Below are 26,459 nucleotides of genomic sequence, written 5' to 3' on the forward strand. Positions count from 1 at the left end.
CGTGTCATCGAGGCACGCGGGACGGGCGGAGCACGACATGCACGACGAGGTCATGGTCCTCGGGGCCACCGGGCGCACCGGACGGGCGATCGCGGCGGAGCTCCACGCCCGCGGTGTCCCCGTGGTGCTCGCAGCGCGGGACCGAGCGCGGCTCGAGGAGGTCCGGGACGCCGTGTCCGCCGTCGCCTCCGAGCGGCCGGGCTCGGCCGCGCGCAGTCCCCGGATGGTCGTCGGCGGGTTCAGCGACCTCCTCGCGGCGATCGGACGGGAACGACCCGGGGTCGTCGTCAACACCGTGGGCCCCTTCACGCGGACCGCGCTCCCGGTCGTCCGGGCGCTCCCACACGGCACGCACTACCTCGACCTGTCGAACGAGTACGCCGCGGTCGACGACGTCCTGCGGCAGGACCGTCGCGCGGCAGCCGCGGGACAGGTCCTCGTGCCCGGCGCCGGGTTCGGGGTGGTCGCGGTCGAGAGCGTCGTCGTGCGCCTGTGCGACGGCGAGCCCCGGCCGCGGCGCGTCCGGGTCGACGCGATCGCCTCGGTGGCGACCGAAGCCGGGACCCTCGGCAGCGCCCTGGCGGAGTCCATCGCCGACGTCGCGGCCTTCGGCGGAGCGCAGGTCCAGGACGGTCGACTCGTCCGCACGCGACGGGTCGTCACGGACTACCGGACCATCACGACGCCGGACGGGGACCGGGTCGGCGCCGGCAGCGGCGCGAGCGGTGAACTGCTCGCGGCCTGGCTCGCGAGCGACGCGGACGACGTGGTCGCGGCCTCGGCCCTCGCCCCCGCGAACCCCGCGGTGCGCGCCGTCCTCCCGCTCGCGACCGCCCTGTTCCGGATCGCCCCCGTGCGGCGCTTCGTCGTCGGGCGCCTGTCCGCGATCCGCTTCGAGGACCGACCTCGCCCTCGGGCGTCGTCGTGGGGCCACGCACGGGTCGAGTGGCCGGACGGCCGCGTGCGCGAGGGCTGGCTGCGGCTCGGTGACGCGTCGGTGTTCACGACCGCAGCCGCCGTCGAGGTCGCGACACGGCTCCTCCAGGGCGAGGGCCGACCGGGCGCGGGCACCCCCGGCGTGGTGTTCGGCGCCGACCTGGCGGTCGCCGCTGGCGGCGTCGTCGTCGACGCCCCTGCCTGAGCGGGGTGTCGACGACACCGGCCGCCAGGGTCAGAGCACCGCCACGGTCATCCCCGGCACCGCGGCGGGTCCGTCGAGTCCGGTGAGCGTGGCGGGCAGCTCCTCGAACCCGATGGTCCGGCCGACCGTGGTGTCCGGCCGCAGATGCCCCGACACGATCGCGGCGAGCATGGCCGCGTACTCCGAGACGGCGATCCCGTGGCTCCCGAGCAGCTCGAGCTCCTGGGCGATGACGCGGCCCATCGCGACGGCGGGCTCGGCCTCGGCGCCGAGCAGCAGCCCGACCTGGACGTGGCGCCCCCGTGGGCGGAGGCTCTCGATCGCCGCGTTCGACGTGCTCCGGCTGCCGAACGCGTCGAAGGAAACGTGGACCCCGCCCCCGGCGAGCGCGCGCACCCGCTCGACGGCGTCGGGTCCGCTCGGCACGGTCACGGCGCCGAGCGCCTGGGCCCGTTCGAGCGCCGCGGGAGCGACGTCGACCGCGATCACCTGGGCCCCCGCCGCGAGCGCGACGACGATCGTGGACAGCCCGACCCCGCCGCAGCCGTACACGGCGACCCACTCCCCCGTCTGGACCCGCCCGCGCGCGTGGACGGCGTGGTAGGCCGTGCCGAACCGGCAACCGAGCCCCGCGGCCTCGACGAACCCGATCGCGTCGGGCAGCGGCACGAGGTTGAGGTCGGCGTGCGGCACCACGACCTGCTCGGCGAACGACCCGGGCAGCGTGAACCCCGGCTGCTCCTGACGCGTGCACACCTGCGTCGCCCCGGCGCGGCACTCGTCGCACGTGCCACAGGCGAACACGAACGGCGCCGTCACCCGGTCACCGACGCGGTGCTCGTGGACGTCCGGACCGACCTGGGCCACGACGCCCGCGAACTCGTGCCCGGGGACGTGCGGCAGGTGCACCGAGTCGTCGTGTCCGCGCCATGCGTGCCAGTCGCTGCGGCACACGCCCGTCGCCGCCACCCGGACGACCACGCCGTCGGGCGGACAGGCGGGGGCGTCGACCTCGACGACGGAGGGCTGGGCACCGAAGGCGTCGTACCGGACTGCGCGCATGCGCCAATCCTCGCAGCCCCGACGGGCGGCGTGCCCCGTTGCGCGAGATCGCAGTCGTCGTCGCTCTGGAGACCCGCAGAACGGCGACGACTGCGATCTCGCGGAGGGGTGCGGCGTGTACACAGGGGAGCAGGACGACGACGTCAGGAGACGACCGCATGGAGTACACCCACCTCGGACCGACCGGCCTGCGGGTCAGCCGCATCACGCTCGGTTGCATGAGCTTCGGCAACGGCAACGAGCAGCAGACCTGGACGCTCGACGCCGCCGCGGCGGAGCCGATCTTCCGGAGGGCGGTGGAGCTCGGCATCGACTTCTGGGACACCGCGAACGTCTACGGGCGCGGCAGTTCGGAAGAGGTCACCGGCGCGGCGATCCGCGAGTACACCCGCCGCGAGGACGTCGTCCTGGCCACGAAGGTGTTCGGTGAGATGGGCCCGGGCCCCGGCGAGTCCGGACTGAGCCGTCGGGCGATCCTGGAGCAGGTCGACAAGTCCCTGCAGCGACTCGGCACCGACTGGATCGACCTGTACCAGATCCACCGGTTCGACCCGGACACCCCCGTCGAGGAGACGATGGAGGCCCTGCACGACGTCATCCAGGCGGGCAAGGTGCGCTACATCGGTGCGTCGAGCATGTGGGCGTGGCAGTTCGCCAAGCTGCAGGCCGCAGCGGACCTCGGTGGGTGGACGCGATTCGTGTCCATGCAGAACCAGTACAGCCTCGTGCAGCGCGAGGAGGAGCGAGAGATGTTCGGGCTCCTCGCGGACCAGGGCGTCGGGTCGATCCCGTGGGGTCCCCTGCAGGCCGGCAAGCTGGCACGCCCGTGGAGCGAGCAGAACACCGCCCGCGCCGGTGACGAGCCGGAACGCGACCCGAAGGGGAACCCCGTCCGACTCGACTCGGACGAGGGCATCGTCGACGCGGTGGCGCGGATCGCCGACGAGCGCGGGGTCAGCATGGCGCAGGTCGCGCTCGCGTGGGTGCTGCGCAACCCGGTCGTGGACGCGCCCATCGTCGGCGCCACCAAGGTGCACCACATCGAGGACGCCGCGGCTGCCCTCGACGTCCACCTAACCGACGACGAGGCAGCGGCGCTCGAGGAGCACTACGTGGGCCGGCAGCCGACGTTCTTCTGACCCGGGCCCATCCCGCGAGATCGCAGTCGTTGCCGCTCAGGCCACCCTGAGAACGGCATCCACTGCGATCTCGCGGGGGTGGGGTCAGGCGGGGCGGACGGCGACGACGACCGTGGCGTCACGGTCCTCGTCTCGAGCGATCCGCGCCTCCAGGCCGGCGGCCGTGAAGAGCGCGGCGGATGCGTCTGCCTGTTCTGCGCTCACCTCGATGACGACGGCGCCGCCGGGGCGGAGCCACTCGCCGACGCCCGCGGCGATCCGCCGGTGCACGTCCAGCCCGTCGGCACCGCCGTCGAGCGCGACGCGGCGCTCGTGCTCACGCGCCTCCGGTGGCATCAGCGCGATGGCGTCCGTCGGCACGTAGGGCGCGTTCACCGCCACGACCGTGACAGCGCCACGGAGGCGGTCCGGCAGCGGCTCGAACAGGTCGCCGACGACGGCCACGGCACGGCCGGCCAGGTTCTCGGCCGCGACCTCGACCGCGTCCGGGTCGATGTCCACCGCGACGAGGTCCAGCAGCCCCACCGTCACGATCAGGCCGACGCTGATCGCGCCGACGCCGCAGCACAGGTCCACGACGCTGTCGCCGACCTGGAGGAACGGGGCGGCCTCCTCGACGACGAGCTCGGTCCGCCGACGGGGCACGAACACGCCGGGCACCACCCGGACCCGGTGCCCGCAGAACGACGCCCACCCGACGACGACCTCGAGCGGTTCGCCCGCGAGGCGCCGTTGCAGCAGGCTCCGCAGCCGGACCGCGTCGCCGTCCGCCTCGTCGAGGATGACGGCGGCCTCGTCCTCGGCGAACACGCTGCCGGCCGCGCGGAGTCGGGCGGTCAGGGCGCGGAGCGCGGCCGGGTCGTGGTCGGGCATGCGCCGCTACGCTGCGCCGTCGAACATCGAGGTCACGGAGCCGTCGTCGAAGACCTCGTGGATGGCGCGGGCGATGAGCGGCGCGATCGGCAGGATCGTCAGGCGGTCCCAGCGCTTGTCGGGCGCGAGCGGGAGGGTGTCGGTGACGACGACCTGGTCGATGAACTCGCTCTGCAGCAGCTCGGTCGCCGGGTCGGAGAACACCGCGTGCGTGGCCGCGACCACGACGCCGACCGCCCCGTTCGCCTTGAGGGCCTCGGCCGCCTTGGCGATCGTCCGGCCGGTGTCGATGAGGTCGTCGACGAGCAGGCACCAGCGGCCCGAGACGTCGCCGACGATCTCGTGGACTGTGACCTGGTTCGGCACGAGCGGGTCGCGGCGCTTGTGGATGATCGCGAGGGGCGCGCCGAGCTTCTCGCTCCAGATGTCGGCGACGCGGACGCGGCCCATGTCGGGCGACACGACCGTGAGCGTCGAGGGGTCGAGCAGCTGCCGGAAGTGCTCGAGCAGCACGGGCATCGCGAACAGGTGGTCGACCGGGCCGTCGAAGAACCCCTGGATCTGCGGTGCGTGCAGGTCGACGCTCATGATCCGGTGGGCGCCGGCGGCCTTGAACAGGTCGGCGACGAGGCGGGCCGAGATCGGCTCACGCCCGCGACCCTTCTTGTCCTGACGGGCGTAGGGGTAGAACGGCGCGACGACCGTGATCCGCTTGGCCGACGCGCGCTTGAGGGCGTCCACGATGATGAGCTGCTCCATGAGCCACTCGTTGATCGGCGCGGTGTGGGACTGGATGACGAAGGCGTCGCAGCCGCGGACCGACTCGTCGAACCGCGCGTAGAGCTCGCCGTTCGCGAAGGTCCGGGCGTCCGTCGGGACGAGGTCGAGCCCGAGCTCGTCCGCGATCGACTCGGCGAGCTCCGGATGCGCTCGGCCCGACACCAGCACGAGTCGCTTCTGGCCGGTCATCTTGATTCCGGACACCTGTGTGCTCACTCCTCGACCCGCGGGGTCGCGCTCTGGGGGGATGGGGCGGACGCGCGTCGTGCCCCCGCGGCCGCAGCGGCCTCGGCAGCAGGGGTTCCGGGCCGATGTTCCTCGACCCAGCCCTCGGTGATGCGCTGCGGGGCGTAGCTGATGGCGAGCGAGCCGGCGGGGACGTCCTTGCGGACCGTCGTTCCCGCTCCCGTGTACGCCCCGTCCCCAATCCTAACCGGGGCGACGAAGACGTTGTGCGAGCCGGTGCGGACGTGGGAGCCCACCTCGGTGCGGTGCTTGTGCACGCCGTCGTAGTTCGCGGTGATCGTGTTCGCGCCGATGTTCGAGCCCTCGCCCACCTCGGCGTCCCCGATGTACGACAGGTGCGGCACCTTGCTGCCGCGGCCGATGCGGGCGTTCTTCGTCTCGACGAAGGTGCCGATCTTGCCGTCGTCGCCGAGGTACGTCCCGGCCCGGAGGTACGCGAACGGCCCGACGGTCGCCCCCGCACCGACGACCGCGAGCGTCGCATCGGTCCGGACGACGGTCGCCCCGGGCCCGACCTCGGTGTCGCGGAGCGTCGTGTCCGGCCCGACGACCGCGCCGGCCGCGATCGCCGTGGCCCCCTCGAGCTGCGTGCCCGGCAGGATCTCGGCGTCGGGCTCGATCGTGACGTCGAGGTCGATCCACGTGGTCGCCGGGTCCTTGATCGTGACGCCGGCGAGCTGGTGCGCGCGGACGATCCGGGCGTTGAGCTCGCGCCCCGCGTCGGCGAGCTGGGCGCGGTCGTTCACGCCGGCGACCAGCCACGGGTCGGACAGGGTGAGGACGTCGATGCGACCACCCCGGGCGGCGATGAGGGCGGGCGCGTCGGTGATGTACTTCTCGCCCTGCGCGTTGTCGGTGCCGATCGACGGCAGGACGGCGCGGAGCTGCGCGACGTCGAACGCGTAGATGCCCGCGTTCGCCTCGGTGATCATGCGCTGCTCGTCGGTGGCGTCCTTGTGCTCGACGACCCCCGTGAACGCACCCCGCTCGTCGCGGAGGATCCGTCCGAGTCCCGTCGGGTCGGGCGCGATCGCGCTGACGAAGGTCACGGCGTCGCCCGCGGTGGTGTGCTGCTGCACGAGGGCCCGGACGCTCGCCGCGTCGAGCAGCGGCACGTCCGCACTGAGCACGACGACGACGCCGTCGAAGTCGGCCGGGAGCGCGGCGACCGCCACCTCGACGGCACGGCCGGTGCCGGGGACGTCGTCCTGGTCGACGACGAGGGCGTCCGGCATGCGCTCGGTCACCTCGGCCGCGACGCGCTCGCGCTCGTGCCGGACGACGACCGCCACGTGCGCCGGTGCGAGGGACTCCGCGGTGCGGAGCACGTGGGCGATGAGCGGGAGTCCGGCGAGCCGGTGGAGCACCTTGGGGGTCGCGGACTTCATGCGGGTGCCCTGCCCGGCGGCGAGGACGACCACGGCGATCGGCTGGTCGGTCATGCTCCCATCCTGGCCCGGTTCGCGGCCGGGAGGGACGACACACGGGCCCGGCGTCGGGTCCGGTGCCGCGCCTCCCGGCCGACACGCCGTCGGTCAACCGACGAGCGTCAGCTCCACCTTGGTCCAGCCGTCCTCGCGCCGGTCGAACGCCTCGTACGCCGCGATCGCGTCCGTGATGGCCTCATGCTGGGTGATCAGGGTCGTCGGGTCGAACTGCCCGCTCGCGACGAGGTCGATGAGCGGCGGCGTGACGGAGTGGTGATCGCAGTTCCCCGCACGGATCGTGAGGTTCTTGTTCATGGCCTCGCCGATCGGGTAGGCGTCGACGGTCGGCGAGTACACGCCGATGATCCCGATGCGGCCGTACTTCGCGACGACCTGCACCGCCCAGCGCGCGACCTGCGAGGGTCCGTCGCCCGGCTTCCACTGGTCGCCCCGAGGCTGCGCGTCGGGAGCGATCGAGGCGACCTCGGCGTCGAACTGCTCGGCCTCGTCGGCGGAGACCGCGGCGGGTCCCTGCTTCGGGCGCTCGGCGTCGACCCCGACCGCGTCGATGACGCAGTCCGCGCCGATCCCGTTCGTCAGGTCCATGACCGCCTGGACGGGGTCCTCGCGGTTGAAGTCGACGACCTCGGCGTGCTGCGCCAGGGCCTGGGCCAGCCGGGTCTCCTGGCCGTCCACGACGATCACGCGACCCGCGCCTTGCTTGAACGCCGAGGCGATCGCGAACTGGCCGACGATGCCCGCTCCGAACACGACGACCACGTCACCACGGCTGACACCGGCCAGCTCGGCGCCGAACCACCCGGTCGGGAAGATGTCGGACAGCAGGATCGCCTGCTCGTCGCTCACGTTCTCGGGCAACCCGTGCATGGTGTTCTGCGCCCAGGGGACGCGCACGTACTCGGCCTGGAGTCCGTCCACGGGACCGGTCGACACCGGGCCACCGAAGAAACTCGTGCCGGCCTGCGGACCGTTCGGATTCGCCACGTCGCACTGCGCCGTCTTGCCCATCCGGCAGTACCGACAGGCGCCGCACGAGATCGTGGAGTTGATGACGACGCGGTCGCCTGCACTGAATCCGCGGACGGCGTCGCCGACCTGCGTGACGACGCCCACGGCCTCGTGACCGAGGATCGTGCCCTCCTGCATCGGGGCCATCGTCCCGCGGACGAAGTGCAGGTCGGTGCCGCAGATCGCGCTCCGGGTGACGCGGACGATCGCGTCGTGCGGGTCCTGGATCGTCGGCTCGGGGACCTCGTCGAGTCGGATGTCGCCGATGCCGTGCCAGACGACTGCCTTCATGAGCGTGCTCCTCACGTCCTGCCGCGCCTCGCGCACGAGCGTCGCGGATCCCCGGATCTCGGGGCGCGCTGGACGGTACGCGGATGCCGGTGCGAGCCCGGGGGACGGCACTGCCAGGGTCGGCGGTCCGACCGGGAGGCACGGCGCACGTCGGCGACGTCGGACGCGGTGCCGGGCCTCCCGGACCCGCTGCCGGGCCTCCCGGACCCGGTCCTGGCCGCGCGGGCCGCGCCGCCGCCTCAGGCCTCGACGCCGACGCCCCATCCGGCCTCGGCGAGCGCCACCCCGGCGTCCTCGTACGACGAGTAGGGGACGTGCGCGTCGCCGATGATGCGGTAGTCGGTCAGCCCGGGGCCGGCCCAGTACACGGCCCCGTCCGCTCCCGCGTGGCGGAGGGCGGCGCGGATCGCGGTGGGCGGATCGGCGATCTCGAGGATGGTCGTGTCGGTTCCCGCCCCGCGCGCGCCGGCGAGGATCGCCGCGCGGATGGCGTCCGGGTCCTCGTGCCGGGGGTGGTGGTCCGCGACGATGACGACGTCGGCGTGCCGGGCCCCGACCTCGCCCATGCCCGCGCGCTTGGTCGGGTCCTTGTCCCCGTCCGCGCCGACCACCATGACGAGCGGCCCGACCGTGAACGCCCGCATGGCGATCAGGCTCTTCTCGAACGCGTCGGGAGTGTGCGCGAAGTCGACGAAGACCCGTGGCCCGGTGGCCGCGGACGCGTCCGCCATGCGCCCGGGGACGTCGACGTCGAGCCGAGCGCCGACCGCGCGCACGAGGTCCGGGAACGGCACGCCCGAGGCGGCGAGCATGACGATCGCGAGTCCCGTGTTCGCCGCCATGTGCACGCCGAGCAGGGGCACCTCGGTGGTGACGGTCGCTCCCCCGGGGCCGTCGAGCCGGAACCGCGTGGCGTCCGGGCGCTGCTCGAGGACGGTGACGTGCCAGTCGGCGGCCGTGTCCGGGCGCGAGGTGATCGTCGTCAGGGGGACCTCGGCGGACGCCGCGATGCGCACACCGGCGGCCGAGTCGAGCGACACGACCGCGCGCCGCGATCGGTCGGGGCGGAACAGGAGCGCCTTGGCCGCCAGGTACGCGTCGAGGTCGGCGTACTCGTCCAGGTGGTCGTGGCTGAGGTTCGTGAACCCGGCGACGTCGACGACCACCCCGTCCACCCGGTGCCGGGACAGGGCCTGCGCGCTGATCTCGAGGGCGACGCCGTCGGCACCGTGTTCCAGGGCCGCGGCGAGGAACCCGTGGAGCTCGCTCGCCTCGGGGGTCGTCAGCCGGCTCGCGATGACCCGGTCGCCCACGTGGCGCTCGGCGGTGGAGGTCAGCGCGGTCCGCCACCCGAGTCGGCGCATGACCGCGTCGAGCAGGTACACGCTCGACGTCTTGCCGTTCGTGCCGGTGACGCCGAACAGCGTCGCGGACGGCGCGGACGTCCCGAACACGACCGCCGCCGTCCGACCGAGCACGGCGCGGGGTGACGGCACGACGAGGACCGGCACGGTCGACGCCGCGAGCGCCTCGGCACCCGCCGCGTCGGTGAGGACCGCGACGGCCCCCGCCGACAACGCGGCCGGGACGAACCGGACGCCGTGCGTGTGGGCACCGGGCATCGCGACGAACAGGTCCCCGGGGCGGACCTCGCCGTCCTCGACGGCGACGCCGGTCACGCGCAGGTCGTCGGGGACGGCGGTCGGCGTGGTCGCGCCGACGACCTCGGCGAGGGCACGGAGCGCGGTGCCCGTCGGGTTGCGGGGCCGGAACGCATCGGACACCGGTCGACTCCTCGTCGTCGTGGCTCAGGACAGCGCGACGCTACGCCGGAGAGGTGCGGGTCGGGGTACGTGCCGTTCAGGCGACGGCGAGGAGGGGGACGCGTGCTGCCCCCGCGCACCCGACTGCGCGTCGGCTCAGGCCCGCCCGAGGGATGCCGGCTGCGCGCGCTGCACCCGGACGAAGAGCATGAGCACGAGCCCGGCGAGCAGCACCGCGACGATGCCGAGGATGCCGAACCGCGTGGATCCGCCGATCGTCACGGCCAGTCCGAACAGCGCGGGTGCCAGGAAGCTCGCCGCCCGGCCCGTGGTGGCGTACAGACCGAAGAGCTCGCCCTCGCGCCCGGGGGTCGCGAGGCGCGCGAGGTAGGCGCGGCTCGACGACTGCACCGGGCCGACGAACAGACACAGTGCGAGGCCGAGCACCCAGAATCCCTGCTGCGCGGTGCCGATGAACAGGACGCCCGTGCCGCACGCGACGAGTCCGACGAGCGCGGCGAGGATGAGCGCGCGCGAGCCGAAGCGGTCGTCGAGCCGTCCGGACACGACGGTGGCGATGCCCGCGACGACGTTCGCCGCGATCGCGAACAGGATGACCTCGGACGACGAGAACCCGAACACCTGCGCGGCGATGATCGCCCCGAATGTGAACACGGCGGCGAGGCCGTCGCGGAACACGGCGCTCGCGACGAGGAACATGAGGAGGTCGCGCCGCTCGCGCCACAGTCGGGCGACGTCGCGGCCGAGGTCGGCGTAGGCGGTGAGGACGCCGCTGCGCCGCGCCGGTCCGCGGGTGGCCTCGGGCACGACGACGAACAGCGGCACCGACGAGGCCGCGAGCCACAGCGCGGCGATGCCGATCGCGACCCGGACGCTCCACTCCCCACCCGCCACGGTCGACGGCAGGCCGAGCAGTCCCGCGCGGTCGGGCGAGCCGAAGTCCTGGATGCACAGCACGAGCAGGACGACGAGCAGCACGATGCCCCCGAAGTACCCGGCGGCCCAGCCGATGCCGGACACCCGGCCGGTCCGGCCCTCGGGGGCGACCTGCCCGAGCATCGCGTTGTAGCCGACGCTGGCGATCTCGTACGCGACCGTGCCGATGCCGAGGAGGGACGCCCCGAGCACGAGGTACGGCTGGGCGGGCGCGACGAACACCATGCACCCGATGCTCAGCACGATGCCGATCGTCGCGAGCAGCACGGACCGCTTCCGGTGCCCGGACGCGTCGGCGAACCGGCCGATCGCCGGTGCGATGAGCGCGACGACGACGCCGGCGATCGTCAGCGCGACCGACACCACGGTCGCGTTGTGGGCGAGGGCTGCCTCGACCGCCCGCCGCCCGGCTGCACCGTGCTCGTGCGCGACGAGGGCGGGGTCGACGAACGCGCGACTGGCCAGGTAGGTGCTGAAGACGAACGTCGTGACGACGGCGTTGAACGCGGCCGACCCCCAGTCCCAGAGCGCCCACGCGACGAGGCCACGCCGGTCGGTGCGCTGCGGGGGCGCCGTTGCTGCCATGGGCGAACCGTAGCGGAGCCGGGTGTCGCGCGGGTCGCGGCGCTGGCGGTCGGCGGCGATCACACGCGCTGACACGGCCGACCGGAGCCGGACGGGAGGGGCGCAGCCGCTGGCCCCGCCCCTCCCGTCCGTCGGTCAGTCGGCGGTGACCACCGCGGTCGCCCCCGCGACCGTGATCGCGTCCTCGACGAGCGCGACGACCGGGTCCGGCAGGCCGCTGACCCAGCCGAGGGCCGTGCGGCCGAGGTAGCCCGCGTAGCTCCCGATCACCGCGCCGACGCCACCGAGCACCGCGGTCTGGAGGCGCGACACACTGCTGCCGCCCACGCTCCCGATGACGAGCCCGGCGATCGCACCGGCCGTGACGCGTCCGAGGAGCGCCCCGGGCTTCAGCCGACTGGGCGTGACGGGGAGCTTGTCGGCGACGAGCTCCCCGGCCGCCGAGGCGACGAGGGCGCCTCGGCCGACGGGCGAGCGGAACACGGGCCACTGCTGCCAGGCACCCTGGAGCGAGGGGCGATCGTGCTGCAGCGCGAGGACCGCGAGGGGCGTGGCGGACCGGGCGCCCGTGAACACGCCGAGCAGCAGTGCCCGGGCCGGGATGGACAGCGTGGTGGTGCTCGGCATGGTGGGCTCCTCGTGGTGGCGGATGTGGTTCTCGCGCGAGGCTACCGACCGCGGGTCGACGGGGACCCAGCCCGCCGACGGGTGACGTGGAACGCGACGACCGAGCGGGTTGCGGCGGCACCATCCAGCGCCCGGCACGCGGTCACCGGGCGTCGGGGCCGTGTGGGCCGTCAGCGGGCGCCGGTCGCCCGTTCGCGGGACTCCCGACCGTCCGTCTGCATCAGTACGGTGGGGGCCACCGTCAGGACGACGGTCGGACCGGGGGTGTGGATGGTCGCCGAGCTGCGGCAGGTGCCGCTCCGATTCAACGCGCCGCCGGGGTGGCCGAGCCCGCCGGCCGACTGGGTGGTCCGCCGTCAGGGCTGGACACCGCCGCCGGGATGGACACCCCCCGTCGCGAACGGCCGCCCGCCGAGCGCCCCGCCCGGCTGGGTCTTCTGGCGACGGAACGGCGCGGCCTGGCGTCGCGCGGCTGCCCCTGTCATCGGCCCGCCCGTCCGGAGGCTCACCGTTGCCAGCGCCGTGGTCGCGGTGTCGACCGCCGTCACGGTCCTCGCGGCGTTCACCCCGATGACCGCGTTCGCACTCGCCAGCATCGGCATCCTGGTCGGGCTCGTCCGGGTCCTCACCGGCGTCTTCGAGGTCGTCGACGCACGACGCGTGGCCTGGCGGACCGTCCTCCAGACGGCGGTTGCCACGCAGGCTGCGACCGACCGGGCCGCCTACGAGCGGTACCTCGCCGAGTTCCGGGCGACCGCATGAGCCGCCAGGAGACGATGACACCCGACGTCGCCGCGATCGTCCTCGACGTGCCCGCGGGCGCCTCGCGCAGCGAGATCGCCGCGGCGTACCGATTGCGGGCGCGCCTCGTCCACCCGGACCGCTTCGTCGACGCGAGCGAGGTCGAGCGCCGCGCGGCGAACCGCGAGTTCGCGCGCATCACCGATGCGAAGGACGCCCTCCTCGCCGCCGCCCCGGCGCCCGCGCCACGCACCGCGGCTGCGGACCGGCCGGGAGGCCCGACGCAGGGCTCGAACACAGCCGCCGATCCGCCGCGCGCCCGCCCGGTGCCGTTGTCCTTCGACGAGTTCGTGGCACGGGCGGAGTCGACCGCGCAACCGTGGGACGGACCCGTCACGCCCCGACGGCCCGTGCGCCGGTTCGGGATGCGGACGCTGGTCGTGGCGTCGATCGCGCTCGTGGCCGTGGCCTTCCTCGGGGCGGGCGTGGTCAGCCAGGCCACGTCGTCCTCGGGCAGCGCGACGGGGTCGTACGACAGGACGGGCACGCACGCCTCGTCTGCGCCGACGGGCAGGACCGGGCGCGTCGCACACTCCGGTGGCGCGCGCGACGCGGCAGCGGCGGGGTGGATCGAACTGACCCGCAGCAACTGGCGGGTCCTCTCGACCGCGACCGACTGCACGACGAACACCGGGTGCTTCGACGTCGACATCACGCCGCTCGGGAGCTGCCGCGACGCTGAACTGCGCTGGGGTCTGACCCAGTACGACGACCGCGTGCCGAGCAGCCTCGTCACCGTCCGCACGCCGCTCGTCGCGGACCGGACGAACCACGTGGTCGTGCCGATCCCGCGAGGCCACCGCGACTTCTACATCGACCTCGACGAAGCGAGCTGTCCGGGCTGAGCCGGCGGCCCGCTCCTCCGCGCGATGACAGCGCGAACGGCCCCGGTGGACCGAGTCCACCGGGGCCGCCACGCGCCTCCGAACCGGCCGCCGATCGGCAGCCGGCTGCGGGCCTCCTAGCCGATCGCGAAGGCGAACACGTGGAGCGTGCCCGCGTTCGTCGTCGCCGGGAGGGTGACGCTCGACACCGTCTTGCCCGCCGTCAGCGCACCGCTCGTCGTGAACAGGTACGCGTGCACCGGGTCACGACCACCGCTCGAGGTGTCGCGGTACGCCGAGTCGGCCACGACCTGTTCGCCCGCCGTGGGCTGCGAGGAGCCGGCGTTGAGCGTCCAGTCGCTGAACCCGAGGGTCAGCGTCGAGGTCGTCCCGTCCGTGTAGTGGACGGTGAACGTCCCGGTCGAGTCGGGGTCGCCGTTCGTGGCGCTCCCGAGGATGCCGAGGCGGGTCGCACCCGCGGTGCCCTGGAGGGGAACCGTCTGTCCGCCGGCCTGGATGTTGTCGAAGTCACCCGGCGTGGTGTCCGGCAGCGTGTAGGTGAGCCCGTCGGACTGCACCGTGCCACCGAGCGTGAGCCCGGCCGCCGCGAGCGCCTGCGCCGAGTACGACCATCCCTCGCCGTCGTAGGTCGAGGACAGGCTCTGCCCGTCCTGCGCGATGCCCGCGTCGTCGTAGAACGGCCACAGTTCGCCCGGCTTCGCCACGTCCACCTCGACCGTGACGTTCGGCAGGCGGTTGCCCGCCTGGTCGCGGAAGGTGAACGTCTGCGTGTACCGGCCCTCGGTCGTCGGCGCGGTGATGCCGACGGTCGCGGTGCCCGTGCCGTTCGCCGCGAGGACGAGCGATCCCGAGGCCGGACCGGCGGACGTCCCGGCGGAGGTGCCCGAGGACCCCGCGGGCGCGGCCGACCACGAGACGGTCTGCTTCTTCACGGTCAGGTTGCGGACGCCGAGGTGCACCGTCGCCGCGGTCCCGGGCGCCGTCACGACGACGCTCTGGTCCGTGGAGCCGAGCGCGGACGCCAGCCCCGTGGTGTCGGACGGCGGCGCGTCACCGGCCGCCGCGGCGAGGGACGTGTTCGGCTTCGCTCCGAGTGCGAAGGTCACCGAACCCCCCTTCGTGATCAGCGACGGGTCCAGGTACGCGTGCGACCAGCTCGCGCCGTTCGACGTCATGCTCTGGACGTACTGGTTCGTGGTGGACGCAGCCGGCGCCGACTCCGTCAGCGTCCCTCCCGACGGCAGGTGGATCGCGACGTTCGCGAACACCGGGCTGCCGAGCGCCAGGTCGGTGGTCCCCGGGGTCTCCGGGAAGAAGCCGAGCGCCGACCAGACGTACCAGGCGCTCATCGTGCCGAGGTCGTCGTTGCCGGCGATCCCCGCGGGCTGGTTCGTGAAGATCTGCTGCTGGATGCTCCGCACCGTCGACTGGGTCTTCCACGGCTCGCCCGTGTAGTCGTACTCCCACGGGATCTCGATGCTCGGCTCGTTCCCGAAGTCGGCGTTCGCGCTGGTCGGGTTCTTGATCGTCGAGGTCAGCGCGTCGAGCTTGGCGTTCCAGGCCTTCTTCCCGCCGTCCGCCGCGATCAGCCCCGCGATGTCGAACGGCTCCATCGGCGTGTACTGCGCCGCGGACCCCTCGACGAAGCCCTGGGACGAGGTCGGGGAGAACCCGGCCGTGAACACGCCGTTCGTGTTCTTCGGCTGCAGGTACCCCGAGGCCGGGTTGAAGACGTTCTGCCAGTTGTTCGCGCGCTCCTGGTACTGGTGCGCGACGCTCCCCTTGCCGATGGCGGTCGCGAAGGACGCGATGGCGTGGTCGGCCGTGTTGTACTCCTGCTGCGTCGAGACGGCGCCGTAGAAGTTGCAGCAGCCGTAGGAGCCGTCGATGGGGATGTAGCCGTCGTCCTCGTACGCCGACAGGGCGGGACGCACGTCGTTCGGCTCGTTCGCCTCACGCTGCATGGCGGCGAGCGCGGCCGAGGTGTCGAAGTCGCGGGCCCCGAACGCGTACGCGTCGGCGATGATCGCGTCCGCCGGGTCCCCGACCATGACGTACGACTCCCCGTTGTTCAGCGCCCACTTCGGCAGCTGTCCCGTCTGGTCGTACTGGTTGAGCATCGACCGGACGGAGTCGCTCGTCTGCTGCGGTGCGACGGTGGCGGCGAGCTGGACCTGGCTGCGGTAGATGTCCCAGCCGGAGTAGTTGGCGTACTCGGTGTGTCCCTTCGCAGCGGTGTGGACCTGCCCGTCGAAGCCGGCGTACTGCCCGTTCACATCACTGAAGACGTTCGGGTGCAGCAGCGCGTGGTACATCGCGGTGTAGAACGTCTTCTGCGCGGCGGTGTCGCCGCCCCCGACCTGGATCTTCGAGAAGATCGCGTTCCAGGACGCCGTCGCGGCGCTCTCGACGTGGTCGAACGCGAACGTGCCGTTCTCGGTCGTGCGGTTCTTCTTGGCGTTCGCCGTGCTCACGTAGGAGATGCCGACGTTCGTCTGCACGGTCGCCTTCGACGACGTGTCGAAGCTGACGTACGCGCCGTCGGCTCCCTCGACCGGCGGCGCGGCCGCACGCGACCTGGTCTGCGGGGAGGTTGCGGTGGCGCCCGCCCCGCCGGTCGCGCCGGGCGAGGCCTTGCCGGTCACGTTCGGCACGGTCTGCCGCTGCCCGGTGGACGAGCGCGGCTGCAGGGTGCCCGCCTTGCCCGAGGCGCTGCGCGGCGCGAGGTTCCGGGTGACCGTGGCCTGCTTGGCGCCAGCGTCCACCGTCGAGTCCTGGTAGGTCCCGTAGCCGGTGATGGCGTGGTCGAAGGTCATGTCGAAGTAGAGCGTGTACTTGTCGGTCGCCCCGCAGAAGTCCCCGCTCGTCACCGATCCCTGGATCTCCTTCGGTCCGACGACACGGAAGCTGGTCGCCGAGGAACCCGCTGCGCTGTCGGACAGCTTGAGGAGGAGGTTCGCCTGCGCGTCCTTGGGGAACGTGAACCGGCCCGCTCCCGTGCGGAGCGTCGAGGTGAGCTCGCTCGTGATCCCACCCGCGGTCAGCTCGTAGGAGCCCGCGTGCGCGGTCTCCGCGGCGTGGTCCAGCGGGAGCGTCGCGGCGTCCGGCGATGCACCGACCGAGCCGCTCGTCGGCAGGATCGGGATGTCACCCGACGCGGCGCACCCGGGACCGGAGATGTGCGTCAGGCTGAAGCCGGTCACCGACGAGTCGTTGTACTCGTAGCCGCCGCCAGCTGGCCGGGACGGCGTGTCCGGGCTCCACTGGACCATCCCGAAGGGCACGTCGGCCCCGGGGAAATCGTCCACCGCGCCGGATGTCCCGATGATCGGGTCCACCAGGGACGCGGGGTCGCTGACGTATGTGGGCGCCGCTTGCGCGACGCCGGACGGCACGAGGGCCGCTGCGGCGAGCGCCGCGACGGAGACCCCCAGCAACACTGCTGGAGGTCGACGGAATTTCGACAAGGGTTCCCCTTCGATCGCAGCGGCGCACGCCACGGTCGAACCCCGATCGCAGTGACGTCGCTATCAACTGGATGGCGTCATGCTGGACCCGGGGAACGGGTGGAGTAAAGCATTCCGCACGGATCGTCCCCCACGAACGGGGGGCAGGTCCGCACAAGGGCGGACACCGTTCCGGAGCCTCAGGGTCGCACTGCGCGCGCAGGTCGCGGCCAGCGGGTCAGGGGCGCCCGTCCTGCGCGTCGATCACGCCGGGAGTCGGACTCGTCCCGCTGAAGGCGTCGCGCATCGTCGCGACCCCCTGCTGCGGATGCGCCCGGTCGAGGTACTTCGCCCGGGACGCCTTCCGCGGCTCGGGGTCCGTGTGCATCGCGGCGTTGCGGTCCCGACGCAGGGCCTCGTCGACCTCGCCCTCGCGGTTGAACGACCACATGAGCATCGGGTCGCCGAGGGGCAACGGCTGCGGCGGGTGCTCCCCCATCGGCGTGCTGTGCCAGGTGTGCCAGGTCTTGCCGTACGAGTTGACGAGGTGCCCCATCAGCTCCGTCTCGATGGCGACCGGCAGTCCGGGCGCGACGAGTTCCCCGGAGAACACCTCGTGGTTGTGCGGGTGCCACGCGGCCCGTTCCTCCTCGGGGAGCGTTCCGTACAACGCCTCGGAGACGATGTACTCGATGCCGATCAGGTTCGCGTCGCGCGTGTTGCCGTCGAAGAGGACGCACTGGAGCATGTCCGCGTTCACCACCTTGCAGAAGTGGTGCGCCTCCATCTGCAGGTCCGGCTCCCCCTTGACGCAGTGGAAACCGACGACGTAGACGTCGAACCCGGCCAACGGTGCGGTGGTCTGTAGGACGTCGGCGCCGCGGTCGAGCAGGGCGAGTTCGAACCCGCCGGGCCGGCCGGGAGGCACGACACCGGTCGAGCGGTTCGCGACAGCTGGATTAAGGGGCACGATGCATCTCCTCAGGCTCGGAACTCCTGCTCATCGCACTCCGCGCCGCCTGCCAGCAACCTCAGGACCCGGGGCGCCGGACACCGCCCTCGCGGGCACACGCCCCCCGCTCATCCGCCGGGTGCCACCGCCGCCCTGACCACTGCGACGCCCGCGATCACCGGGACGGCGCGGGAGAGCCGGATCTCGATCGTCACGGTGTCGACGAGTTCGGGGGCGAGCGGGACGATGCGCTGGTAGCCGACCGCACCGAACTCAGCGCGCAGGACGAGTGCACCCCGAAGGGCCGCCGTCACGACAGCGCGCTCGATGCGCTGCCCGACGGCGATCTCCTCCTTGATGACGACGGCCTCGACGACCGTCGGCTCGGCCAGTCGCAGGGTGAGGTGCGGCGACGCATCGCCCGGCTCGGGCTCCCACCGACCGGTGCCGTTCGCGAGGTCGAGCGCCGGACCGCCGGGCGAGCCGATGTCGGGGCGCGGCCAGCCATCGCCGCCAGTTCGGACCACACCGCTCGACGGCTCGACGTCCGCCTCGACGACGCGCCGACGCTGGTCCGCGATCCGTTCGCCGAGCTCGGCGAGCACCGCGACGTCGGGCTCCGCGATCCGACCGGCTCGTGTCGGCGGGACGTTCAGCAGGAACCCCGCGTTGCCGCCCACCGCCGACCGGTGGATCGCGAACAGCTCGTCGACGCTGCGGACCGCGTCATCCTCGGCCGGGTGGTGGAACCAACCGGGGCGGATCGACGTGTTCACCTCGGCCGGGTACCAGACCAGGTCGTCCTCGTGCCCGGCGAGGGCGGCTCGGCTGCCCAGATCCTCCTCGTCGCTCCGCACCAGCGTGGTGAAGGTGCCGTCGTCGACCTGCTGGGATCGTTCGGCGATGCGCTCGGCGTCCTGCAGCGCACGCGGCACGACGCTCCACTCGTCGGCGCGGGTGTGCCCGGCCTCGTTCCCACACCAGCGGACGTCCGGGCCGCAGACGTTGATGACCGCGCCCGGTTGGAGTTCGCGGATGACGGCGTAGTACCGGTCCCAGTCGTACACCTGGCGTCGACCGTTCGGTCCCTCGCCGTTGGCACCGTCGAACCACACCGAGAACACGTCGCCGTACCCGGTGAGCAGCTCCGTGAGCTGGGCCACGTAGAAGTCGTCGTACGCGCGGCCCGAACCGTAGGACGCCTCGGTCCGGTCCCACGGCGACAGGTAGACGCCGAACCGGAGACCGTGGCGCCGGGCGGCGTCCGCGACCTCGCCGACCAGGTCGCCGTGCCCCCCGCGCCAGGGCGATGCGGCCACGGAGTGGCGGGTCACGGCGCTCGGCCAGAGACAGAAGCCGTCGTGGTGCTTGGCGGTCAGGATCACCCCGGTCATGCCGGCGCTCGCGACCGCTGCCATCCACTGGTCCGTGTCGACGTCCTCGGGATCGAAGAGCGCCGGGTCCTCGTGTCCCGCACCCCATTCACGGTCGGTCATCGTGTTCATGCCGAAGTGGACGAACGCGGTGAACTCCATCGCCTGCCACGCCAACTGCCGCTGAGAGGGGCGCACTGCGACCATCGCCGCCAACGCGGGATCCAGTGGGCTGACGGCACTCGTGGCGGCCGCTCCGGGACTCCCGGCCGCTGCTCCGCTCACCGGAACCGCCGGTTGTAGCTCCAGAGCACGGCGATGAGTCCGGCGAGCCCGACGAGCATGAGCAGCAGGCTCGGCCAGCCGACGTGGGTCCGCGCGACCACGACGAGGACGACGCAGACGAGCACCGCCACGACGCGGGCCACGATCACGAGTGCCGCTGCGGTCGATTCCTTCACTGTCCAGATCCCTTCATGACGTCGAACACTGCCGCGCTCATCCCTTGACCCCGCCGGACGCCATGCCCTCGATGAGCCGACGTTGGATGAGCGCGTACACGATGAGCACGGGGACGATGACGATGACCATGCCGGCGTAGAGACGTCCGTAATCGGCAGCGGCCTTCTCGGCGGTCATCAGGTTGAGGAGACCGACCTGGACCGTCTTGTGCGACCCGGTCAGCAGGGTCATCGAGATGATGAAGTCGTTCCAGTAGGCGAGGAAGTTGAACAGGATCACGGTGGTCACCGCGGGGCGCGCCATCGGGAGCATGATCCGGGTCATCACGCCGAACCGGCTCGCGCCGTCGAGCGACGCGGCCTCCTCGTAGTCCACCGGGATCGTGCGGAAGAACGCGGTGAGCAGGTAGATCGTGAACGGGATGCTCGTCGCCGCGTAGACGAGGGAGAGCATCACGGGGTCGTTGAGGAACAGCCCGTTCGGCGCGATCGAGCTGATCGCCCGGTCCCAGCCGACGAGCATGAGGAAGATCGGCACGACGATGTAGTTGACGTTGACGAACAGGCCCGCGAGCAGCGCGAGTTCGATGATCCGCTTGCCCGGGAACTCGTAGCGCGCGATGACGTAGGCGGCGGGAATCGAGACCGCGAGGACGAAAGCGAGCCCGAGCAGCGTCACGAGCACGCTCGTCAGGAAGTACTGGCCCATCTGGGCGTCGACGAACGCGGCGACGTAGTTCTGCCAGTGGAAACCCTGCGGCAGCGCCCATGGGCTGCCGTAGAACTCGCTCTTCTTCTTGACGGACGCGAAGATCACCCACGCGACCGGGACCGCGGTGGCGAGCGAGGCGATGATGACGAGGACGTAGGTGAGGGTGCGGCCGACGCGGGGGCGGCGAGTGGTGATGGTGGTCATGGTCGACTCCTCAGAACTGCAGCGGCTCGCGCTTGGTGGCCCGGCTCACCAGGAGCGAGACGAGGAACGAGAACGCGAAGATGACGACCCCGATCGCCATCCCGTAGCCGTATGACCCGTTCGTGTAGGCCTGCTTGTACATGTAGGACAGGAGCACCTCGCTCGAGCCGTCGGGCCCACCGCCGGTCATCGCGTGCACGAGGACGAAGCTGAGGTTGACCGCGCTCATGATGAAGAAGGTCAGCGTGGTGCGGAGGTTCTGCCAGATGAGCGGCAGCGTGATCGTGAAGAACTGGCGACCGTTGCTCGCGCCGTCGAGCGACGAGGCCTCGTAGAGCTCCTCGGGGACGCTCGCCATGCTCGACATGTACATGACCATGTAGTAGCCGAGCGACTGCCAGACCATGGCGATGCCGACGGAGTAGACGACGATGTGCTGGTCGCCGAGCCAGACCTGACGGAGCCCGTCGAGCGACAGCAGGTGGAGCGAGCCGTTGATGAGCCCGTTGTCCTGGTCGTAGATCGCGGAGAAGATCGCCGCGATCACGACGACCGACAGGATGTTCGGGATGTAGAGGATGAACCGGTAGAGGTTCTTCGCGCGGAGCGACTGCCGGGTCATGATCGCCGCCAGGAACAGTGCCATCCCCATGGTGACGACGGTGACGACGACGAGCAGCGCGACCGTGTTCTCGAACGCCCGGATGAACTGCTGGTCCTGGAACAGCGCCTCGAAGTTCTGGAGCCCGACGAACTGCGCGGTCGGCGAGAAACCGCTCCAGGTGAACAACGACATGCGGAACACGCTGATCGTCGGCCACACCATGAACACGGCGAACAGGACGAGCGCCGGGGCGAGGCAGGCGATGACGAAGCCCCGACCGCCGCGACGGCCACCGCTCCCTTGGCGTGCGACGCCCGGCTGCATCCGCCGGATCCGGCGCTCACGGGAGGGCGCGACCGGTGCCGGGGTACCGGCGACCGTGGTCGGTGCCGGTGGTGTGGAGGTTGAGGTCACGATTGACGTCCTTCGCTTGGTTCCTCGTGTGGTCCCTCGTGGGGCCCGGCGGTCCCGGGATCAGCGGGACCGCCGGGGCGGGTGTCCGATGCTTCCGGTCAGTCCTTCGCAGCGTGGAGCTTGTTGCTCGCGGCGTTCAGGGCGCTCCGCCACTGGGCCTCGGTCTTGTCGCCGGTGATGATGCTGTTGGCGGTGCCGAAGAGGGTGTCCTGGATGCTGACGCCCTGGACCGTCCCGGTACTGGCGAAGCCGCCGACGATCGGCTTGACGCCCGACTCGTCGTAGACCTTGTAGAACGACTTGTTGTCGCCGGTCAGGAGCGAGGACACGCCCTTGATGGGCTGGATCGCCCCGGAGGCAGCGAACAGCTTGGCGGCCTTCTTCGAGTACATGAACGCGATGAAGTCCTTCGCCGCGTCCTTGTGCTTCGCCGCGCTCGGCACCCACACGGCCTCGGTCTGCGTCGCGATGTACCGTTCGTCACCGGCGGAGACGGCCGGCAGCGGCATGAGTCCCCACTCGAACCCGGAGGCCCGCGGTGCGCTCGCCATCTCCGTCGAGACCCACGTTCCGTTCGGCATGAAGAGCGCCTTGTCGTCCATGACGCTCTGCTGGTTCTTCAGGTAGTCCTGCTCGTTCGCGTAGCCGACGGTGGTCGGGGCGGCGTAGCTCAGCAGCTTCGTCGCGATGTCGAGGACCTTCTTGCCCTTCGCGGTCTCCCAGATCCCGGGCTTGTAGTTCATGACGTCGTCGTAGAACGCCTTGCCGCCGACGTCAGCCGTGAGCGCGTAGAAGAACGAGTCGAGGTAGCCGGTCGTCGGGTAGGTGAACAGCGACATGCCCTGCGCCTTGGCCTCGTCGCCGAGCTGGAACATCTGCTTCCAGGTCGTCGGGACCGCCCAGCCCTTCTCGGCGAACAGGTGCTTGTCGTACACCAGGCCGGTCGGCGCGTAGTAGACGGGCATCAGGTAGGTCTTGTCGGTGCCGTACGGGTTGGTCGCCAGGTTGCCGACGATGCCCCCGGTCAACTGTGATGAGACCGTGCCGCCCTGACCCGGGATCTTCTCCTTGAGCACCGGGGTGAGGTCCTCGAGCGCCTTGTCCTTGACCATCGTCTCGGTGAGGCCGGCCGCGCGTCCCTCGCCGAGCTCGACGAGGTCCGGGTAGTTCCCGGCCTTCATCTGCGGGGTGATCTCGTCCTCGATGTCCTTCGACAGCGTGAGCTTGATGTGGACGTTGGGGTGGATCTTCTCGTACGCGTCGATGACCTTGTGGTACATCGCGGTGCCGTAGCCGCCCTGGAGCGCGGCGAAGTCCAGCGTGGTGGAGCCGCTGGACGACGAGCCGGAGTTCGTCGTCGAGCAGCCGGCGAGCAGTCCGAGCGCCGCGACGGCGGCCCCGATCATGACGAGCGGTCTCTTCATCGTTGTGCGGTCCTTCCGTGGGCGCGTTGCCCGGACGGGTCGAAGTGGGGGTGGTGGTTCCGGTCCGCCAGCCCGGGCACGGATCGGCGTCGTCGTCGTCCGCGTGCCGGTCGGGGTGCTCCTGGTTCGCGGATGTCAACACTGTGGCATCGATAACACGGACGCGCAAGCAGGTTAATGAGCCGGAAACAAACGGCACGGCGCTCGCCCGGCCGGCCGCTCCCTCGACTCAGCGAACGGCGGGAGCGGCGGTCGTGGCCCGGACGACGAGCTCCGGGGCCCCGTCGTCGGTCAGCGGGCGGCCGGCACCGGGCGCGAGCAACAGGTCGACGGCGGCCGCACCGACACGGTGGAAGTCCTGCCGGACCGTGGTGAGCGGCGGCGAGCAGTAGGCCGCGAGCGCGATGTCGTCGACGCTCACGATCGAGACGTCGTCGGGCACCCGCCGCCCGTGCTCGCGCAGGGCGCGGATGACCCCGAAGGCCATCTCGTCACTCGCGACGAACACCGCGGACACGTCGGGGATCATGGCGAGGATCTGCCCCTGCCGGTGACCCGAGGCAGGCGACCAGTCCCCTTCGAGCGGCGGCGGCGGTTCGATCCCCACGGCCACCAGGGCGTCCTCCCAGCCCTGCCGACGCTGTCGGGCCTCGATCCACTCGTCCGGTCCGCCCACGTGCCACACCTGACCGTGCCCGAGTGTCAGCAGGTGCTCCGTCGCGAGCCGCCCGGCGGCGCGCTGGTCGATCCCGACCACGGCCGCGCCGGCCGTGCGCGAACCGTCGACGGTGACGGTCGGGATCTCGCGGGTGATCTCCTCCATCTTGCGGGTGACCGAGATGAGCGGGACCGCGATGACGATGCCCTCGACCCCCTGGTCGGCGAGCTTCGACAAGGACCGCTCCATCTGGCCCGTGTCGAGGGACGCGATGGTCGCGATGCTCACGGCGAGTCCGGCGGCCTCGGCCGCCGACTCGACACCCGCCGTCACCGCCGAGCGCGAGTAGTACCCGCCGGACTGCAGCAGCACGAGTCCGAGCGTGCGGGACCGGCCGGACGACAGCATCCGGGCCGCGTTGTTGAGTCGGTACCCCAGCTGCTCGACCGCCAGGAGGACGCGTCGACGCGTCTCGGGGTTGACGTTCGGGGAGTCGCGCAGGGTCCGCGAGACGGTCTGCGCGGACACCCCGGCGGCCCGCGCGACGTCGGTCATGCTCGGACCGCGGACGGCGTGGATGTCGGTCTCGGTCATGTGCCTACTGTGGCAGTGCGGTCGCCATCGATGCCATCGCGACCGCTGCTCGGCGAGCCGTTCCCGGCGATGTTGGCAGAGATGGCATCGATAACATACGATCGCGGCGTGACGGACCTGCCCTCGACCGGCGTCGCGCCGGTGCGCTCGACCCTGCTCGAACCGACCGGATCGATGATCCCGGACGCGGATCCGACGAGGACCAGTGGGACGACGACCCGCTCCGGAGCGACCCTCACGTGGGCGGACCGCCGCCTGTACCGCGAGGGCGCACCCCACCGGATCCTCTCGGGAGCCCTCCACTACTTCCGCGTCCATCCCGACCTGTGGCGGGACCGTGTCCGGCGCCTCGCAGACCTCGGGCTCAACACGGTGGACACGTACGTGCCCTGGAACTTCCACCAGCCGCACGAGCAGCGCGCTCCCCGGTTCGACGGTTGGCGGGACCTCGAGCGGTTCCTGACCGTCGTCGGCGAGGAAGGCCTCGACGCCGTCGTCCGCCCCGGACCGTACATCTGCGCCGAGTGGTCGAACGGGGGCCTCCCGAGCTGGCTCACCGCCCGCGGGGTCGCGCTCCGCAGCTCCGACCCGGGTTTCACGGGCCCGGTCGGGTCGTGGTTCGACGAGCTGGTCCCCCGGGTGCGGGACCTGCAGGCGAACCGTGGCGGCCCCGTCGTCGCACTCCAGGTCGAGAACGAGTTCGGCAGCTACGGCGACGACCATGCCTACCTGCTCTGGAACCGCGAGGCCCTCGTGTCACGCGGGATCGACGAGCTGCTCTTCACGGCCGACGGCCCCACGGACCTCATGCTCGACGGGGGGAGCGTCCCGGGGACCCTCGCCGCCGTCACGATGGGCTCCGGGCCGGCGGCGGCGCGGCGGCTGCAGGCGGACCGCCGACCCGAGGAGCCGTTCGTCGTCGCCGAGTACTGGAATGGATGGTTCGACCACTGGGGCGAGCCACATCACGTCCGCTCCGTCGCGAGCGCGACGTCGACGCTGTCGGGCATCCTCGACGACCACGGCAGCGTCAGCGTGTACATGGCACATGGCGGCACGAACTTCGGCCTCTGGGCGGGCGCGAACGAACTCGACGGCGTCCTGCAGCCCACCGTCACCAGCTACGACTCCGACGCGCCCATCGCCGAGGACGGCACGCTGACCCCCAAGTTCCACGCCATGCGCGCCGAGCTCGGTGTCGACGGTTCGGTGCCGCTCCGCGTCGCAGCGCAACCATCACACCTGCCACCGCGGACGATCGCGCTGCAGCGCCGTGCGGACCTGCTCCCCGGCCTCCGGGCGGTCGGCGAGCGGTCGGTGTTCCGGCCGCTCCCCGCCGCGTACGAGGACCTCGGACTCGACGCGGGTCTCGTCGTCCACGTCGCGTTCCCTCGGATCCCCGCAGGCGTCCACGAACTCACCCTGACGGAGGTACGCGACCGCGCGGTGGTCCTGGTCGACGGGGCGCCGGTCGGCGTCATCGACGGCCCAAGCGGTTCCGTGACGGTCACCGGCACCGGTGACGCGATCCGTCTGGAGGTCGTGGTCGAGTCCCTGGGACGGGTGAACTACGGTCCGCTCCTCGGCGGCCGCAAGGGGTTGCTCGGGCCGGTGCTCGTCGACCGGAGGATGGTCCAGGGCTGGGAGAGCGTGGCAGTACCACTCCAGGACCTCGGCCCGGACCAGCTCGACGCCGCGACGAGCGCTCCCGTCACCCGAGCCACGACCGCACCGGCTTCCGGCTTCGCCACCGCGACCCTCGACGTCGACGAGCCGGCCGACACGTTCCTCGCCCTGCCTGGTTCGACCAAGGGCTTCGTGTGGGTCAACGGGTTCCTGCTCGGCCGCTACTGGGAGATCGGTCCGCAGGTCACCCTGTACTGCCCCGCCCCGCTCCTCCGTCCAGGCGCCAACACCGTCACCGTGCTCGATCTCGAACGCCTCGGCACCGTGCTCGAACTCCGGGACGGACCGGAACTCGGCCCAGCCGAGGAGTACGTCGAGGAGTTCTGACCTCCTCCCCCCGAACGGGAACGGGCGACTTCCCCGGT

Annotated in this window: 21 protein-coding genes; 5 read left to right on the plus strand and 16 right to left on the minus strand. The window is 71.9% G+C overall.

Annotated features, from left to right (window positions below; genetic code table 11):
* Positions 1-37 precede the first annotated feature (37 nt).
* Positions 38-1,141, plus strand: a complete 1,104-nt coding sequence (locus tag DEI93_RS12670; protein WP_111012353.1) for a saccharopine dehydrogenase family protein — start codon at positions 38-40, stop codon at positions 1,139-1,141.
* Between the two features lie 30 nt (positions 1,142-1,171).
* Here DEI93_RS12670 and DEI93_RS12675 read toward each other — a convergent pair whose 3' ends face one another.
* Entirely contained in the window at positions 1,172-2,203 is a 1,032-nt protein-coding gene (locus tag DEI93_RS12675) for a zinc-dependent alcohol dehydrogenase family protein (RefSeq protein WP_111120240.1), read from the minus strand.
* A 158-nt stretch (positions 2,204-2,361) separates the two neighbouring features.
* Here DEI93_RS12675 and DEI93_RS12680 point away from each other — a divergent pair, with 158 nt between their 5' ends.
* Entirely contained in the window at positions 2,362-3,342 is a 981-nt protein-coding gene (locus tag DEI93_RS12680; protein ID WP_111010987.1) for an aldo/keto reductase, read from the plus strand.
* A gap of 84 nt (positions 3,343-3,426) precedes the next feature.
* On the opposite strand, the gene DEI93_RS12685 is transcribed toward DEI93_RS12680, so the two are convergent.
* The 7 genes from DEI93_RS12685 to DEI93_RS12715 form a co-directional block, all read right to left on the minus strand.
* On the minus strand, positions 3,427-4,215 hold the full coding sequence (locus tag DEI93_RS12685) for a putative protein N(5)-glutamine methyltransferase (RefSeq protein WP_111120241.1): 789 nt from the start codon (positions 4,213-4,215) through the stop codon (positions 3,427-3,429).
* Positions 4,216-4,221: 6 nt separating this feature from the next.
* On the minus strand, positions 4,222-5,199 hold the full coding sequence (locus DEI93_RS12690; protein ID WP_111010985.1) for a ribose-phosphate diphosphokinase: 978 nt from the start codon (positions 5,197-5,199) through the stop codon (positions 4,222-4,224).
* Positions 5,200-5,207: 8 nt separating this feature from the next.
* On the minus strand, positions 5,208-6,683 hold the full coding sequence (gene glmU / locus DEI93_RS12695; protein ID WP_111010984.1) for a bifunctional UDP-N-acetylglucosamine diphosphorylase/glucosamine-1-phosphate N-acetyltransferase GlmU: 1,476 nt from the start codon (positions 6,681-6,683) through the stop codon (positions 5,208-5,210).
* Between the two features lie 93 nt (positions 6,684-6,776).
* Positions 6,777-7,988, minus strand: coding sequence for a zinc-dependent alcohol dehydrogenase (locus DEI93_RS12700; RefSeq protein WP_111120277.1), 1,212 nt, complete (start codon positions 7,986-7,988; stop codon positions 6,777-6,779).
* Positions 7,989-8,227: 239 nt separating this feature from the next.
* Positions 8,228-9,772 (minus strand): Mur ligase family protein, encoded by a 1,545-nt coding sequence (locus tag DEI93_RS12705; RefSeq protein ID WP_111120242.1) that lies wholly within the window; start codon positions 9,770-9,772, stop codon positions 8,228-8,230.
* A gap of 135 nt (positions 9,773-9,907) precedes the next feature.
* Entirely contained in the window at positions 9,908-11,293 is a 1,386-nt protein-coding gene (locus DEI93_RS12710) for an MFS transporter (RefSeq protein WP_111120278.1), read from the minus strand.
* Between the two features lie 135 nt (positions 11,294-11,428).
* Positions 11,429-11,920, minus strand: a complete 492-nt coding sequence (locus tag DEI93_RS12715; protein WP_111072395.1) for a DUF4126 family protein — start codon at positions 11,918-11,920, stop codon at positions 11,429-11,431.
* Positions 11,921-12,442: 522 nt separating this feature from the next.
* Here DEI93_RS12715 and DEI93_RS12720 point away from each other — a divergent pair.
* Together DEI93_RS12720 and DEI93_RS12725 are read left to right on the plus strand one after the other, a co-directional pair.
* A complete protein-coding gene (locus DEI93_RS12720; RefSeq protein ID WP_181436092.1) occupies positions 12,443-12,682 on the plus strand; it encodes a hypothetical protein in 240 nt (79 codons plus the stop codon).
* Positions 12,679-13,566, plus strand: a complete 888-nt coding sequence (locus DEI93_RS12725) for a J domain-containing protein (protein WP_111120243.1) — start codon at positions 12,679-12,681, stop codon at positions 13,564-13,566. The genes DEI93_RS12720 and DEI93_RS12725 overlap by 4 nt, the downstream gene beginning before the upstream one ends.
* 116 nt (positions 13,567-13,682) lie before the next feature.
* Here DEI93_RS12725 and DEI93_RS12730 read toward each other — a convergent pair whose 3' ends face one another.
* The 8 genes from DEI93_RS12730 to DEI93_RS12765 all read right to left on the minus strand — a co-directional run bounded on the left by DEI93_RS12730 (position 13,683) and on the right by DEI93_RS12765 (position 24,408).
* Complete coding sequence (locus DEI93_RS12730; RefSeq protein WP_220037902.1) at positions 13,683-17,006, minus strand: GH92 family glycosyl hydrolase; 3,324 nt, start codon at positions 17,004-17,006, stop codon at positions 13,683-13,685.
* Positions 17,007-17,250: 244 nt separating this feature from the next.
* Positions 17,251-17,982 carry an OBAP family protein gene (locus tag DEI93_RS12735; RefSeq protein WP_258372296.1) on the minus strand — a complete coding sequence of 244 codons (732 nt, stop codon included), beginning with the start codon at positions 17,980-17,982 and terminating at the stop codon, positions 17,251-17,253.
* Between the two features lie 110 nt (positions 17,983-18,092).
* The gene (locus DEI93_RS12740) at positions 18,093-19,544 is read right to left on the minus strand and encodes an alpha-L-fucosidase (RefSeq protein WP_111120245.1); all 1,452 of its coding nucleotides are present in this window, start codon (positions 19,542-19,544) and stop codon (positions 18,093-18,095) included.
* 74 nt (positions 19,545-19,618) lie between these two features.
* Positions 19,619-19,798 (minus strand): DUF6903 family protein, encoded by a 180-nt coding sequence (locus DEI93_RS12745; RefSeq protein WP_111010970.1) that lies wholly within the window; start codon positions 19,796-19,798, stop codon positions 19,619-19,621.
* Positions 19,799-19,835: 37 nt separating this feature from the next.
* Positions 19,836-20,714 (minus strand): carbohydrate ABC transporter permease, encoded by an 879-nt coding sequence (locus tag DEI93_RS12750; RefSeq protein WP_111010969.1) that lies wholly within the window; start codon positions 20,712-20,714, stop codon positions 19,836-19,838.
* A 10-nt stretch (positions 20,715-20,724) separates the two neighbouring features.
* Positions 20,725-21,732 carry a carbohydrate ABC transporter permease gene (locus DEI93_RS12755; RefSeq protein ID WP_258372298.1) on the minus strand — a complete coding sequence of 336 codons (1,008 nt, stop codon included), beginning with the start codon at positions 21,730-21,732 and terminating at the stop codon, positions 20,725-20,727.
* Between the two features lie 98 nt (positions 21,733-21,830).
* Positions 21,831-23,156 (minus strand): carbohydrate ABC transporter substrate-binding protein, encoded by a 1,326-nt coding sequence (locus tag DEI93_RS12760; protein ID WP_111120246.1) that lies wholly within the window; start codon positions 23,154-23,156, stop codon positions 21,831-21,833.
* A gap of 229 nt (positions 23,157-23,385) precedes the next feature.
* On the minus strand, positions 23,386-24,408 hold the full coding sequence (locus DEI93_RS12765) for a LacI family DNA-binding transcriptional regulator (protein WP_111010967.1): 1,023 nt from the start codon (positions 24,406-24,408) through the stop codon (positions 23,386-23,388).
* A 108-nt stretch (positions 24,409-24,516) separates the two neighbouring features.
* Here DEI93_RS12765 and DEI93_RS12770 point away from each other — a divergent pair, with 108 nt between their 5' ends.
* Positions 24,517-26,421, plus strand: a complete 1,905-nt coding sequence (locus tag DEI93_RS12770) for a glycoside hydrolase family 35 protein (protein ID WP_258368689.1) — start codon at positions 24,517-24,519, stop codon at positions 26,419-26,421.
* The last annotated feature ends 38 nt before the right edge of the window (positions 26,422-26,459 follow it).

The sequence above is a fragment of the Curtobacterium sp. MCBD17_035 genome (genome assembly GCF_003234815.2).
Lineage (GTDB): Bacteria > Actinomycetota > Actinomycetes > Actinomycetales > Microbacteriaceae > Curtobacterium.